At 38.3% G+C, this 15351-nt stretch carries 9 protein-coding genes; 5 read left to right on the forward strand and 4 right to left on the reverse strand.

Features of this window, described 5'->3' with window-relative positions:
• Window positions 1-242: 242 nt before the first annotated feature.
• The 4 genes from I3217_RS07010 to I3217_RS07025 form a co-directional block, all read right to left on the reverse strand.
• Window positions 243-1469, reverse strand: coding sequence for an ammonium transporter (locus tag I3217_RS07010; protein WP_435049036.1), 1227 nt, complete (start codon window positions 1467-1469; stop codon window positions 243-245).
• A gap of 19 nt (window positions 1470-1488) precedes the next feature.
• Window positions 1489-1827: a P-II family nitrogen regulator gene (locus tag I3217_RS07015; RefSeq protein ID WP_435049037.1), complete on the reverse strand. Its 339-nt coding sequence runs from the start codon at window positions 1825-1827 to the stop codon at window positions 1489-1491.
• Window positions 1828-1984: 157 nt separating this feature from the next.
• Complete coding sequence (locus I3217_RS07020; RefSeq protein WP_435049038.1) at window positions 1985-3295, reverse strand: ammonium transporter; 1311 nt, start codon at window positions 3293-3295, stop codon at window positions 1985-1987.
• 88 nt (window positions 3296-3383) lie between these two features.
• Entirely contained in the window at window positions 3384-4436 is a 1053-nt protein-coding gene (locus I3217_RS07025; protein WP_435049039.1) for an outer membrane beta-barrel protein, read from the reverse strand.
• Between the two features lie 449 nt (window positions 4437-4885).
• Here I3217_RS07025 and gltB point away from each other — a divergent pair, with 449 nt between their 5' ends.
• From gltB to ilvN, 5 genes are all read left to right on the forward strand, one after another.
• Complete coding sequence (gene gltB, locus I3217_RS07030; protein ID WP_435049040.1) at window positions 4886-9394, forward strand: glutamate synthase large subunit; 4509 nt, start codon at window positions 4886-4888, stop codon at window positions 9392-9394.
• A 5-nt stretch (window positions 9395-9399) separates the two neighbouring features.
• Window positions 9400-10866: a glutamate synthase subunit beta gene (locus tag I3217_RS07035; protein WP_435049041.1), complete on the forward strand. Its 1467-nt coding sequence runs from the start codon at window positions 9400-9402 to the stop codon at window positions 10864-10866.
• Window positions 10867-11350: 484 nt separating this feature from the next.
• Window positions 11351-13036, forward strand: coding sequence for a dihydroxy-acid dehydratase (gene ilvD / locus I3217_RS07040; protein ID WP_435049042.1), 1686 nt, complete (start codon window positions 11351-11353; stop codon window positions 13034-13036).
• A gap of 43 nt (window positions 13037-13079) precedes the next feature.
• A complete protein-coding gene (gene ilvB / locus I3217_RS07045; protein ID WP_435049043.1) occupies window positions 13080-14813 on the forward strand; it encodes a biosynthetic-type acetolactate synthase large subunit in 1734 nt (577 codons plus the stop codon).
• 2 nt (window positions 14814-14815) lie between these two features.
• Window positions 14816-15343: an acetolactate synthase small subunit gene (gene ilvN, locus I3217_RS07050; protein ID WP_435049044.1), complete on the forward strand. Its 528-nt coding sequence runs from the start codon at window positions 14816-14818 to the stop codon at window positions 15341-15343.
• The last annotated feature ends 8 nt before the right edge of the window (window positions 15344-15351 follow it).

A 15351-nucleotide genomic window follows, 5' to 3' on the forward strand; every position in this document is an offset into this window, starting at 1 on the left:
TCTATAAAATATTTAAAAAATATGGAGGGTGGATTTGACGAAAACGTCTCAGGAAGTATGCACTGTCCTTTAGCATTTTTTATTGAGGTTGCAATCAGTCAAATCTTTCCTCTAAATTGTTCCGGCAAAAGTACATATATTATTGAAACTACAAAAGTTCCGGCTATTAAACCTTTCTTAAATAGAAACGTCTTCAAGATAAAATCCTGAAGACGTTTGTGGGTGTGTAATATAATAAGGTGTTAGTGTTCGTTTAATCGGAAATCCGGGTAAGCGGACATACCATGCTCGTGAGGGTCTAAGCCTTCCAGTTCTTCTTTTTCTGAAACGCGGATTCCTGCTGTTTTCTTTAAGATAAAAATAATCAGGAACGATGACATAATACAAATAGCCGCATAGCATAATACTCCGATTAATTGCGTTATAAAACTATGTTCTGGGTTGGTAGAGAAGATACCTACAGCGAGTGTACCCCAGATACCACATACCAAATGCACTGCAATGGCGCCTACCGGGTCGTCTAATTTTAAAACATTGTCTACAAAGCTAACAGCAAGGACAATTAGTACACCGGCAACAGCGCCAATAATGATTGCGCTTGTAGGGCTAACAACATCTGCTCCTGCAGTAATCCCAACAAGACCGCCAAGAATACCGTTTAAAAACATTGTTAAGTCTAAGTTTTTATACATGACCGTAGAAGTAAGCATAGCAACTACACCTCCAGCGGCAGCGGCTAGACAAGTGGTAACAAGTACTAATGAGGTTAATGCAGGATCTGCAGAAAGAACAGATCCGCCGTTAAAGCCAAACCAGCCTAGCCAAAGAATTAATACTCCTGCTGTGGCTAACGGGATATTGTGTCCAGGGATTGCCTGAGCTTTTCCATCTTTAAATTTTCCAATTCTTGGACCTAATAAGCATACCGCTACTAAAGCAGCCCAGCCACCTACAGAGTGTACTAGTGTGGAACCTGCAAAATCATAGAAGCCCATTTCATCTAAAAATCCGCCACCCCATTTCCAGGATCCGGCAATAGGGTAAACAAGTCCTACGTATATAACGGTGAAAATCATGAACGGTACAATTTTAATGCGCTCGGCAACAGCTCCGGAAACAATGGTGGCAGCAGTTGCAGCGAACATACCCTGGAATAAAAAGTCGGTCCAATAGGTGTAACCTTCGTTGTAAGTTAAGTCCAGTGCGCCATCTGGAGTAAGAGGAGAGTCTAGTCCAAATCCGGCAAAACCAAAGTAGCCGTTAAATTCTCCTGGGTACATTAGGTTGAAGCCTACTAGACAATATAATAGGAGTCCAACGGTAATAATAAATATGTTTTTAAAAAGTATGTTTAATGTGTTTTTTTGTCTGGTTAATCCGATTTCTAAAAATGCAAAACCCAAATGCATAAAGAAAACGAATGCTGTACAGATCATCATCCATACATTGTTGGTAGTTAATAATTCCATAATTTAATTTTTAGTAGTTTTATTTTAAAGTTTCTCCTCCTTTTTCTCCTGTTCGAATTCTGTAACTTTCATTTACATCGGAGACAAATATCTTTCCGTCTCCTACTTCTCCTGTTCTTGCAGATTGAAGAATGGCCTTGATTGTAATGTCTTCAAAATCGTCGTTTACTACTATCGATAAATAGCGTCGTTGGATGTCGCTGGTAGAATAGGAAATGCCACGATATACGTGACCAATTTTTTCATTTCCAAGTCCTGTGACGTCCCAATAGGAGAAAAAATTAACCCCAATTTCATGAAGTGCATTTTTTACCTCTGAAAATTTTGATTTTCGAATAATTGCCTCAATTTTTTTCATAATATGTTAAGATTATCATTTAGTTAGTTCAATTTTAAAAAATAATTTTGACTTTTGTTGGTTTTTTGTCAAACGAATTTGTATAAACATTAAAAAGATGCCTAGCAAAGCAGGGCATCTTTTTATTATAAAATTGGAATTTGTATTTAAAAGTCTCTTAAGAAGCTTGATCGAAGTCTCTTTGTCTTTTTCCAGGGTATGCAATTGCACCGTGCTCAGAGATATCCAATCCTGCAATTTCTTCTTCTTCGGTAACTCGAAGTCCGTTGCAAGCTTTCTTTAATATATATAAGGATATGAATGATAAACCGATAGCCCAAACTGCGTAAGCAATTACGCCGATAGCCTGAGCAGCTAATTGAGCAATTCCGCCACCATTAAATAAGCCTATTCCGGTTTCGCCGTCTACTCCCCAAAGTCCAATTACCAAGGTTCCCCATGCACCAGCAACACCGTGTACAGAAATAGCTCCTACTGCGTCGTCTATTTTTAAAGTTTTTTCAATGAATCCGATGGAAAGAACAACTAAGATACCTCCAATTAGTCCTGCTAAAACAGCTCCGCCTTCTGTCATGTTACCACATCCTGCAGTAATACTAACGAGTCCGGCAAGAGATCCGTTTAAGGTCATTCCTAAATTTGGTTTTCCATTTTTAATCCAGGTGAATAATAAACCACTTAAAGCTCCGGCAGCAGCAGCTAAGTTAGTAACAAGTACTACTTGAGAAGCAGCTGCAGAGTCTGCTCCACCCCAGGCTAGCTGAGAACCACCGTTAAATCCGAACCATCCTAACCAAAGGATGAATACACCTAAAGTCGCATACATCTGGTTGTGTCCGTGCATTTCTACAGGTTTACCGTTTAAGTATTTTCCAATTCTAGGGCCTACCATCCAGGCAGCAACTAAAGCAGCCCAGCCTCCAACAGAGTGAACGATTGAAGATCCTGCGAAATCTATAAACTCGGCTGGCATAATACCATCGGTATTGTTTAGCCATCCGCCATTCCATTCCCATCCACCAGCTATAGGGTAGATGATAGCTGTCATAATAATACTGAAAATAGCATAAGTAGTATATTTTGTTCTTCCTGCGATAGCTCCAGAAACTATTGTTGCAGCAGTTGCGGCAAATACAGTCTGGAAGAATAAATCGGCAGCTCCCTGAGAAAAAATAAATCCACCCCAGTGGAAAAAGCCTCCAGATACATCTGCACCGTACATTAAAGAATATCCTATAAACCAAAATGCTAAAGAGCCTACGGCGATATCCAGAAAGTTCTTCATCGCAATGTTTACAGCATTTTTAGAATCGGTCATTCCAGATTCTACAAGAAAGAAGCCTGCTTGCATAAAGAATACAAGTATTCCTGAAAGCAGCATCCAAAGCATACCCATATCGTCTTTAACTGCAGCAGCTAAATCTGGGGTGTCCTGGATTAATAAAGGTACATTTAAAAGTAATGACATAATTAATAGTGTTTTAGGATTAGTGTTTTTAGTTATCGTGCGAGTGAAAAATAAAGATGTCGCACGTTTATTAAATTAATGTATTGGTTTAGAATGCGTAAATGGCAGCAAGTACAAAAGAGCTTAAGCTTTTTTGTGGAGATAAATCATTGTCTACGAAGTAGTATGAATCATCAGAAGCGCTGTCTAATCTAAGTTCTGGTTTTATGGTTAAGTTGTTTATAGCGAAGCTACCTGTTAAAGTGGCGGCAAATACATTGGAGTCCTCAACTCCTGTGTTTATTGCTCCAAAGTCGTTGTCTTCTTTAAAGTACTCCCCTCTGAAGCCTAAAGAGAAGGTTTCGCTTAAAGCTACTTGTGGATATAGGGCAACACCCCAGAATCCAGAACCATCTCCATCGAAGTAGGCTCCATTTATTCCAAAAAAGAAGCTATCGGTTAGGTCGAAACCTCCTGTAAAGTCAATTTCGTAAGTGCCTTCGCTGCTTAAGAAGTTTAAGTATTGTCCTTTAAATCCTAACTGGGCGCCATAAGCATATTTTCCGTTAGGATTAAATTCTGTTAAGTCTGTAGGGTTCATTACAGCAAGCATTAAGCTTAAGTCGTCTGTAATTGAAAAATCAGCTTTAATCCCGGTATGGCTAAATGGACCATAAGAGAATAGGTATGATGTGCTGTAGTTGAAATTAGCTGTAGGAGAGATAACCTCATAGCCTAAGAAGGTGTTAAAGTTACCAAACGTTAAAGTGAAATTATCGGTGACATTCCAATAGGCATATAATTGGTTAACGATGTTCCCTGTCATAGAATACATTGGAGAAGCGAAAATAGCATCGGTACCTCTTGGGCCAAAAACAAGGTCTGCTACAAAACCGGCTTTTTCTCCTTCGTAAGAAGCGACAACATTGGCCATACCTAAGGCAAATCCAGGTAGGTCTGCAAAAGATGATCCTGGAGCGGCAAATTCGCCTTTAGAGGAGCCTTTGTTTGAACCATTAAAGTTTGCTCTGAAGTAGGCATCAACACTTCCGCTGAAGTTGAATTTCTTTAAATCGATAATTTCAACTTTTTCGACAATAGTGTCTTGTGCGAAAAGTCCAAGTGTTGCCAAAAAGAATGCAAATGGTAATAATTTTTTCATATTGATAAGGTTGATTAGTTATTGATGGGATAAATCTAAAGAAAAAGTTAAAATACCCCTAAAAAAATAGGGGTAGTGGGTTTATTTTTATTATTTACACAGTTTTACCCCATAAAAAATATGGGTGTGGTAATTTGAAAGTGATATTTTGGATTCTTTTGAAAGAAAATTCAAAGAAATTTGTTAAAAATGTTAGGATTGTTGAGTTTAATTCCTTGAAAAGATGATAAATATTTAAAGTCTTTCGGTTGGATTTAAATTTTTTGTATTTTATAGGGTTGAAGTTGGTAGTGAATTCGTAATTTAAGTTGCTTAAAAATTTTAAAAAACAAATAAAATGTAGAGTTAACCTAAAAAGTCGTAAAAATTTCGGGGCAATTATTACAGTAGAATCTATACTCCTATCTTAGTAAATGCTAATTGCAAAAAATAACTAAAATTTAATGATTATGTTGAAGAAACAGGGGCTGTATTTGCCAGAATTTGAACACGACAATTGTGGGGCAGGATTTATATGTAGTTTGACTGGAAGCAGGTCGAATGAAATTATTCATAAAGCTTTGGAGATTTTGGTGAAATTGGAACATCGCGGTGCGGTAAGTTCTGATGGAAAAACAGGTGATGGAGCCGGAATTTTAATAGATATACCGCATGATTTCTTTGTGAAATATTGTGATTTTGAATTGCCGGAACGTGGCCAGTACGCAGTGAGTAATATGTTCTTGCCGAAAAAGAAAAATCAGCAGGACTATTGTATAAAAACGTTCGAGGCTTGCGTGAAAGAGCAGGGTTTAAAATTATTAGGGTGGCGTAATGTACCAATTAATAATTCATGTATCGGTCAGATTGCAGCGGTGAGTGAGCCGCATATAAAACAAGTGTTTGTAGGAAAAGGGGACGAAGAGCAAACAGATTTTGAGTTTAATCTGAAGTTGTTCTCGGCTCGAAAAATTGCAGAACACACTGTTTATAATTCAAAGTTATCGGAATCTTCATTTTTCTATTTCCCAAGTTTTTCAACAAAAACGATTATATATAAAGGGCTTTTGATGCCTGAAGATATAAATGTGTATTACCAGGATTTATTAAATCCGGCTTTGGATGCTAAATTGGCACTGGTTCACCAAAGGTTTTCTACCAATACATTCCCAACCTGGGATCTGGCTCAGCCTTTCAGATATATGTGTCATAACGGAGAGATTAATACATTAAGGGGTAATGTGTCCAGAATGTTCTCGCGAGAAGAGATTATGGAGAGCGAATGGTTTGGAGATGATATTAAACGTGTAATCCCGACGATCTTAAAAGGAAAATCGGATTCTGCTTCTATGGATATGGTGGTAGAGTTGTTGTTGATGACAGGTAGATCGCTTCCTGAAGTTATGATGATGCTTGTGCCTGAGGCCTGGGAGAAGAATACTGAGATGTCTGATGCTAAAAAAGCATTTTACGAATTCAATTCTTGTTTAATGGAGCCTTGGGATGGGCCGGCGTCTATTCCGTTTACAGATGGTAGTTATATTGGAGCTGTATTAGATAGAAATGGTTTAAGACCTTCCCGATATACTGTTACTAAAGATGATTTCGTAATCATGTCTTCTGAAACCGGTGTGGTGGAAATTGATCCTAAAAATGTGAAGTTCCACGGGCGTTTGGAGCCGGGAAAAATGTTCCTTGTAAATATGGATGAAGGTCGCATTGTTAATGACGAAGAAATTAAGGAGCAAATTGCAGCGAAGCATCCGTATAGAGAATGGTTGGATAAAAATTTAATTCACCTGAGAGATATTCCTTACGGAAGTGAGCCAATTGTACATGAAGAAGAAGATTTAGTAGTTAGACAAAACGTTTTTGGGTATACCCAGGAAGATGTAAATACTATTATACAGCCAATGGCTCAAGGGGGAAAAGAGCCTATTGGTTCTATGGGTAGTGATACTCCAATTGCTATTCTGTCTGAGCGTCCGCAGTTAATTTATAACTATTTCAAGCAGTTGTTTGCTCAGGTAACTAACCCGCCACTTGATGGAATACGGGAGGAATTGATTACAGATATTAGTTTGACTTTAGGTTCGGATACGAATATTTTTAAAATTAGCGAGGAGCACTGTCGTAAACTTAAAATTCAGAATCCTGTAATTTCGAAGCAGGATTTAGATAAAATTAAGCATCACGATAAAAGTCCGGATTATCAGGTAACTTCAATTTCTATGTTGTATGATGTGGTTAAGGGGGTTAACGGATTAGAAAAACGACTTGAAGAAATTGTAGATATAGCTTCTAAAGCTATAGATTCAGGGACAAATATTCTTATACTTTCCGATAGAAATGTGTCTAAAGATAAAGCGCCAATACCAGCGTTGCTGGCGTGTTCTTATATGAATCACGGCTTGTATAAACAAAACAAGCGTTCTAAAATCAGTATTATAATAGAGTCTGCAGAGCCTCGGGAAGTGCACCATTTTGCTTTGTTATTCGGTTATGGAGCCAGTGCGATTAATCCGTATATGGTTAATGAAATTATCGAGCAGCAATTGTTGGCTAACGATGTAACAGGAGTTGATTTTGAAGAGGCTGTTAAAAATTATAATAAAGCAGTTGGTAAAGGAATCCTGAAGGTTATGAATAAGATTGGTATTTCCACCTTAAATTCATACAGAGGTTCTCAACTGTTTGAGTGTATCGGGATAAATTCTAAAGTAGTAGAGAAATATTTCCCAAATACACCAACGCGTATTCAGGGAATTGGACTGAATGAGATTGAAAGTGAAATTTCAAAACGTCATGAACGTGCTTATCAGGAGCAGGAAATTGATGCGAATTTAGATTTAGAAATTGGCGGACAGTATCGCTGGAGACGTGATGGTGAAAAGCATTTGTTTAACCCGTTAACTATCGCAAAGCTTCAGGAGTCTGTACGTTCTAACAATAAAACGACCTATAAAGAGTATGCAGAACTGGTGAATAATCAGTCAAAAGCTTTAATGACAATCAGAGGTTTATTTGAGTTTACGAATTACGATCCGATTTCGATTGATGAAGTAGAGCCTTGGACGGAAATTGTTAAGCGTTTTAAGACGGGAGCAATGTCGTACGGGTCTATTAGTAAAGAGGCTCATGAAAACCTAGCGATTGCAATGAACCGTATCGGAGGTAAAAGTAACTCTGGAGAAGGAGGGGAAGATCAGGAGCGCTTTTATAAAGATGCCGATGGCGATTGGAAAAATAGTGCTATAAAGCAGGTGGCTTCTGGACGATTTGGAGTGACCTCAAATTACTTGACCAGTGCACAGGAAATTCAGATTAAAATGGCTCAGGGTGCTAAGCCTGGAGAAGGAGGGCAGTTGCCTGGACCAAAAGTGAATCCTTCGATTGCAAAAACAAGAAATTCGACGCCTTATGTGGGGTTAATTTCGCCACCACCACATCATGATATTTATTCTATTGAAGATTTATCGCAATTAATTTACGATTTAAAATCGGCTAACAGAGAAGCGAGAATTAATGTAAAATTGGTGTCGGAAGTTGGTGTTGGTACTGTGGCTGCCGGTGTAGCAAAAGCTAAGGCTGATGTGGTTTTAATTTCAGGTTATGATGGAGGTACAGGTGCTTCACCGTTAACTTCATTAAAACATGCAGGATTACCTTGGGAGTTAGGAATTGCTGAAGCGCAACAGACTTTAGTTATGAACGATTTAAGAAATCGTATAGTTCTGGAGTGTGACGGTCAGTTGAAAACCGGAAGAGATGTGGCTATCGCATGTTTGTTAGGTGCAGAGGAGTTTGGTTTTGCAACGGCGCCATTAGTGGCTTCAGGTTGTATCATGATGCGTGTATGTCATTTAAATACTTGTCCTGTTGGTATTGCAACTCAGAATCCTGAATTGCGTAAGAAATTTGAGGGCAAGCCAGAGCATGTGGTAAATTATATGTATTTCGTGGCTCAGGAGTTACGTGAAATTATGGCTAAACTTGGGTTTAGAACAATTAATGAAATGGTTGGTCAGGTGCAGAAATTGAATAGAAATAAGGCTATCGAGCATTATAAGGCTTCCGGAATTGATTTAACACCGATTTTACATCAGGTTCCGGTGGATTCACCTGATGTTAAGTTTTATAATACGGATACTCAGGATCATAATTTAGAAAGTCATTTAGATTTTGAAATTATAAACAGAGCGCATCCGGCTTTATTCCGAAAAGAGAAAACGTATCTGGATTTTAAAATAACAAATATAGATCGTGCTGTGGGTGCGGTATTAAGTAATGAGATTTCTAAAATTTATGGCGCTCAGGGCTTACCGGAAAATACATTGAATCTTAATTTTACAGGATCGGCAGGTCAGAGTTTTGGTGCTTTTGCTACGCGTGGTTTAACCATGAAGGTGAACGGAAATACAAACGATTATTTAGGAAAAGGCTTGTCTGGTGCAAAGTTGGTAATTAAGGTGCCAGAGACAGCAACTATAGTTCCGGAAGAGAATGTAATAACAGGAAATGTTACATTGTATGGGGCTACTTCGGGTGAAGTTTATATTAATGGTAAAGCGGGAGAACGTTTTTGTGTTAGAAATTCAGGAGCTAAAGCTGTAGTTGAAGGTATAGGAGATCACGGTTGTGAGTATATGACCGGTGGTGTTGCTGTAATATTGGGTGAAGTTGGTCGAAACTTTGGAGCAGGAATGAGTGGCGGAATAGCTTACGTGCTTGATGCGAAGCAAACTTTCCGAAAAAATTGTAATGCCGAAGCTTTAAACTTAGATCCGGTAGTTCTTGAAGAAGATGTGCATGAGTTAAAACAGTTAATCGAGAATCATTACAATGCTACTTTAAGTCCGTTGGCACAACGAATATTAGAACAATGGGATGTGTATCTGCCTCAGTTTATCAAGGTTTTACCAGAGGAATATAGGCAGGCTTTAATTAAATTAGAACAGGAAAACCTTGTAACACAATAATTGTCATGGGAAAAATAACAGGATTTTTAGAGTATAAAAGAGAAGTAGAGGCTTACGAACCAGTGGAGCAGCGTGTAAAAAATTATAATGAATTTACTATCCCGTTGTCTGAGTCTGAAATTAAAAATCAGGGGTCGCGTTGTATGGATTGCGGAATTCCGTTTTGCCATAGTGGGTGTCCTCTTGGGAATTTAATTCCGGATTTCAATGATAAAGTGTATAAAGGAAAATGGAAAGAGGCTGCGGCAATTTTGCATTCAACAAATAATTTTCCAGAGTTTACAGGGCGTCTTTGTCCGGCACCTTGCGAGGAAGCTTGTGTGTTAGGTATAAATGAAGATCCGGTAACGATAGAGAATATTGAAAAAAATATCGTGGAAACTGCCTTTAAAGAAGGTTGGATACAAGCGCATCCTCCTAAACAACGTACAGGAAAGACTGTCGCGGTTATCGGTGGAGGGCCTTCAGGTTTAGCTGCGGCACAGCAGTTAAACAGAGCAGGACACCTGGTGACTTTATTTGAAAGAGATGACAAGGTTGGTGGCTTATTGCGCTATGGTATTCCGGATTTTAAGTTAGAGAAGGAGATTATAGACAGGCGAATTGAGGTTTTAAAAGAAGAAGGTGTTAAGTTTAAAACCAATGCTCATGTTGGTGTGAATATTGATGCTGAAAAAATTAAAGCTGAATTTGATGCTGTTGTCCTTTGTGGAGGTGCTACAGTAAGAAGAGGAATGCCAATTCCCGGTGCAGATTTAAAAGGTGTGGTTCAGGCGATGGATTTTCTTAAACAGAATAACAAGCGTGTAAGCGGGCAAAAAGACTTGGGAGAAGAAATTCTGGCAACGGATAAAAACGTAATCGTAATTGGAGGTGGAGATACTGGTTCTGACTGTATTGGAACTTCTAACAGACATGGAGCGAAATCGGTGACTAATTTTGAAATTTTAGACAAGCCAACGACGGGAAGACCTGCACATCAGCCTTGGCCATATTGGCCAATGCGCTTGAGAACGAGTTCTTCGCATAAAGAAGGAGTAGAGCGCTTTTTTAGTATTTCTACGAAAGAGTTTTTAGGAGATAAAGACGGAAATTTAAAAGGTTTGACGACAATAGAAGTTGAGTGGATTTTTAAACCGGGAGAGCGTCCACAATTGAAAGAACTTGCTGGAACAGAGAAAACCTGGGATTGCGACTTGGCATTATTGGCGCTTGGATTTACCGGAGCGGAAACCACCTTGGTAGAGCAATTTGGGCTGGAAACAGATTTTAGAACAAATATTAAGGCCGATACTAATAATTATATGTCTAATATTCCTGGAATCTTTGTGGCTGGTGATATGCGTCGTGGTCAATCTTTAATTGTATGGGCGATTTCAGAAGGAAGACAGGCTGCGCATCATGTGGATAAATACCTGATGGGCGAATCTCATTTGCCTTTAAAGTCGGGAATTGATTTGCCAAGAGTTTAAATTTTAGGTTAATTTAATGCGAATTCGTTAGGTCGTTAAATAAAGAATTAGGATATTTGACATACAAATGAAAAACATTATTGTAAATATTATTTCTGTTATTATCGTTGAGATTAAATCTCGGGGGTAAAGGAAGCGTATTTACTAATTATAAAATTTTAAGCCTTCCTTTTTGGAAGGCTTTTTTTTGTGGGTTTTTATTTGAGAATCGATTTGTAGTAAATATCAGTATATTGTTAAAATCTGATGAGTAGTTAAGTCGTTTCAAAAAAGATTAGGAATAAAAAGAAAAAATATTAAAAAAAGAAGGTATTGAACGTCATATGTGAATTGATTTAAAATACTGTTAATCAGTTGTTTGTGTTTGTGGATTTGAAAATGAGTTTAGTCTTTCAGGAATTGAATAAATCTGTTAAAAAACGATAAAAAATTACTTTAGTGCTCTTATTATAAAAGAGATTAAAGCAAAAGCTTTTAAAAATTTATGAAAAATTTAAATAAGTATAGTAAGGTTGTAACACAGGATCCAACATTACCTGCCGCTCAGGCCATGTTGCACGCTATAGGGTTGACTGATGAAGATTTACAAAAACCTTTAGTGGGAATTGCAAGTACGGGTTATGAGGGGAATCCATGTAATATGCATCTTAACGAACTGGCATTACATGTTAAAAAAGGAACTCAGAATGCTGGACTTGTTGGTTTAATATATAATACCATTGGAGTGAGTGATGGTATATCTAACGGAACGCCTGGAATGCGTTTCTCGTTACCTTCTCGTGATATTATTGCGGATTCTATGGAAACTGTTGTAGAAGCCATGAGTTACGATGGTTTAATAACTGTAGTAGGTTGCGATAAAAATATGCCTGGTGCCTTAATGGCGATGTTACGTTTAAACAGACCTTCTATATTGGTGTATGGCGGCACAATAGCTTCTGGATGTCATAACGGAAAAAAACTGGATATCATTTCTGCTTTTGAAGCTTATGGACAAAAGGTAGCCGGTACTATAGATGAATCCGAGTTTAAAGAGGTTGTACATAAAGCCTGTCCTGGAGCAGGAGCTTGTGGTGGTATGTATACAGCAAATACCATGGCCTCAGCAATTGAAGCTTTAGGGATGTCTTTGCCTTTTAATTCGTCTAATCCAGCCGTGAGTTCAGGGAATTTAAAGGAAGAAGAATCTGTAAAAGCAGGTGAAGCTTTACGATTATTATTAGAACGCGATATTAAACCTTCAGACATTGTTACTAAGAAATCTTTAGAAAACGCGTTTAGATTAGTAACTGTTCTGGGAGGTTCTACAAATGCTGTACTTCACTTTTTAGCGATTGCTAAAGCTGCGCAGTTAGAATTCACTTTAGAAGATTTTAAGCGTATTAGCGATACAACGCCTTTACTTGCAGATTTAAAGCCTAGTGGAAAATACGCTATGGAAGATTTGCATGCTGTAGGAGGAATTCCTGGTGTGTTAAAATATATGTTAGATAACGGTATGTTGCATGGTGAGTGTTTAACAGTTACCGGAAATACTCTGGCAGAAAATCTAAAAGATGTGCCTAATTTAGTAGAAGGGCAGGAAATAATTAAGACTCTGGATAAACCAGTTAAAGATACAGGTCATATACGTATTCTTTTTGGGAATCTGGCAACTGAAGGTGCGGTAGCAAAAATTACAGGAAAAGAAGGATTGTCGTTTACCGGACCTGCTAATGTTTTTGATGGCGAAGCTGCGGTAAATGAAGGTATAAAAACAGGAAAAGTAAAAAAAGGAGACGTCGTCATCATCCGCTACGAAGGCCCGAAAGGAGGTCCCGGAATGCCGGAAATGCTAAAACCAACGTCTTCTATTATGGGAGCGGGATTAGGTAAAGATGTAGCATTGATCACAGACGGCCGTTTTTCCGGAGGTTCTCACGGTTTCGTAGTGGGACATGTGGCACCCGAAGCGCAGGATGGTGGCAATATCGCTTTAGTTGAAAACGGAGATATAATTTCTATAGATGCAGTAAATAATACTATAAATATCGAAATTTCAGATGAAGCACTGGCAGAACGACGCGCTAAATGGGTTGCTCCAAAATTAAAATTCGAAAGAGGAGTATTATACAAATATGCAAGAACGGTGTCGTCGGCATCTAAAGGGTGTGTGACTGATGAGTTCTAGTTCCTGCAGCAGCAGGAATCTTAATTAAAATATGTTAAGATTTATGAATACAGAAACAATAAAACAATCTAAAAAAGCTACGGAGGAAACCGTGCGTATTTCGGGTAGCGAGGCCATAATAAAATGTTTGTTAGCAGAAGGTGTTGAGGTGCTTTATGGTTATCCAGGAGGAGCTATTATGCCGGTTTATGACGAGCTTTATAAATATCAGGATAAAATACACCATGTTTTAACGCGTCATGAACAAGGGGCTGCGCATGCTGCTCAGGGTTATGCGCGTATTTCTGGTAAAGTAGGGGTTGCTATGGCAACTTCTGGACCAGGAGCAACCAATTTAATAACCGGTATTGCAGATGCTCAGATTGATTCTACACCTTTGGTGTGTATTACAGGGCAGGTGGCTTCTCATTTATTGGGGAGTGATGCATTTCAGGAAACTGATATCGTAGGGATTTCCACTCCGGTAACTAAGTGGAATGTTCAAATTACAAAGGCTGAAGATATTCCGGCTACTATTGCCAAGGCATTCTATATTGCCAGAAGTGGTCGTCCGGGACCTGTGCTAATTGATGTTACAAAAGATGCTCAGTTTGCAGAATTCGATTTTAAATACGAAAAATGTAATTCTGTACGTAGTTATAAACCTGTTCCTGCAACAGATTCAGAAGCTGTGAAAAAAGCAGCAGATGTTATCAATGCAGCTAAAAAGCCTTTAATTGTTTGGGGACAAGGTGTAATCTTAGGACAGGCAGAAGCTGAATTAAAGACGGTGATCGAAAAATCCGGAATTCCGTCGGCCTGGACCATTTTGGGAGCTTCGGCGTTGCCAACGAGCCATCCGCTAAATGTTGGAATGGTGGGAATGCATGGAAATTATGCGCCTAACCTTTTAACTAATGAGTGTGATGTGTTAATTGCTATCGGGATGCGTTTTGATGACAGGGTTACAGGAAATCTTGCAACCTATGCAAAACAAGCTAAAGTCATTCATTTTGAAATTGACCCGGCGGAAATTGATAAGAATGTTAAAACAGATATAGCAGTTCTTGGTGATGCTAAGAGCAGTTTAACAGAGTTAATTCCTTTATTAAAGGAAAACTCCCATGAAACATGGCATCAGCAATTTAAAGATTTGTATGCTGTAGAGTTTGAAAAAGTGATTAAAAATGATCTTCATCCTACTAAAGAAGGGTTGACAATGGGAGAGGTTTTAAATCAGATTAACGAACAGACTAAAGGCGATGCCGCTATAGTTTCAGATGTAGGGCAGCATCAAATGATTGCCTGTCGTTATGCTAAATTTAATAAGTCAAAAAGTAATATAACTTCTGGAGGTTTAGGAACCATGGGTTTTGCTCTTCCGGCGGCTATCGGAGCTAAAATGGCGGCACCGCAACGCGATGTGGTAGCTATTATAGGCGATGGTGGTTTTCAAATGAATATTCAGGAGCTGGGAACCATTTTTCAGCAACGAGTTCCGGTAAAAATAGTTGTACTAAATAACGAGTTTTTAGGTATGGTACGTCAATGGCAGCAGTTGTTTTTCGATAAACGCTATGCTTCAACCGAAATGACAAATCCGGATTTTGTAGCGATTGCCAAAGGGTATCATTTAGAAGCAAAACGTGTAACCAAACGTGAAGAACTGGCCGATGCTGTAGCCGAAATGATGGCTTGCGAAGGTGCTTATTTCCTTGAGGTTTGTGTGGAAAAAGAAGATAATGTTTTTCCAATGATTCCTACAGGAGCTTCAGTTTCAGATGTTAGATTAAGTTAATTATGGAAGATACTTTAAATACATATACCATCTCTATTTATACAGAGAATAATATCGGGCTTTTAAATAGAATTTCAGCAATTTTTCAGCGTAGACACATTAATATCGAAAGCTTAAATACTTCTATTTCAGAAATAGAAGGGGTGTCCAGATTTACAATCGTTGTGAATTTGACCGAAGAGCGTATGAAAAAAATTATTGGTCAGATAGAAAAGCAGGTTGAGGTCATAAAAGCTTACTATCACACTGATGAAGAGACCATTTATCAGGAGTCTTGTATGTTTAAATTAAAGACCAGTTTATTGTTTGATGAGCGCGAAATTCAGAATATTATAAAAGATAGTAATACGCAAATTGTAACGGTAAATAAAGAGTTTTTTGTTCTGGAAAAATCAGGACGCAGACATGAAATCGATCAGTTGTATCGTGATTTTAGTGTCTATGGCATTATGCAATTTGTACGTTCAGGACGTATAGCAGTAACTAAAGAAGAAATGAAAATATCACAAATGCTGGCAGCATTTAATTAATTTAAAAA

Origin of the sequence: Formosa sp. S-31 (assembly GCF_051172795.1) — a bacterium.
Lineage (GTDB): Bacteria > Bacteroidota > Bacteroidia > Flavobacteriales > Flavobacteriaceae > Formosa.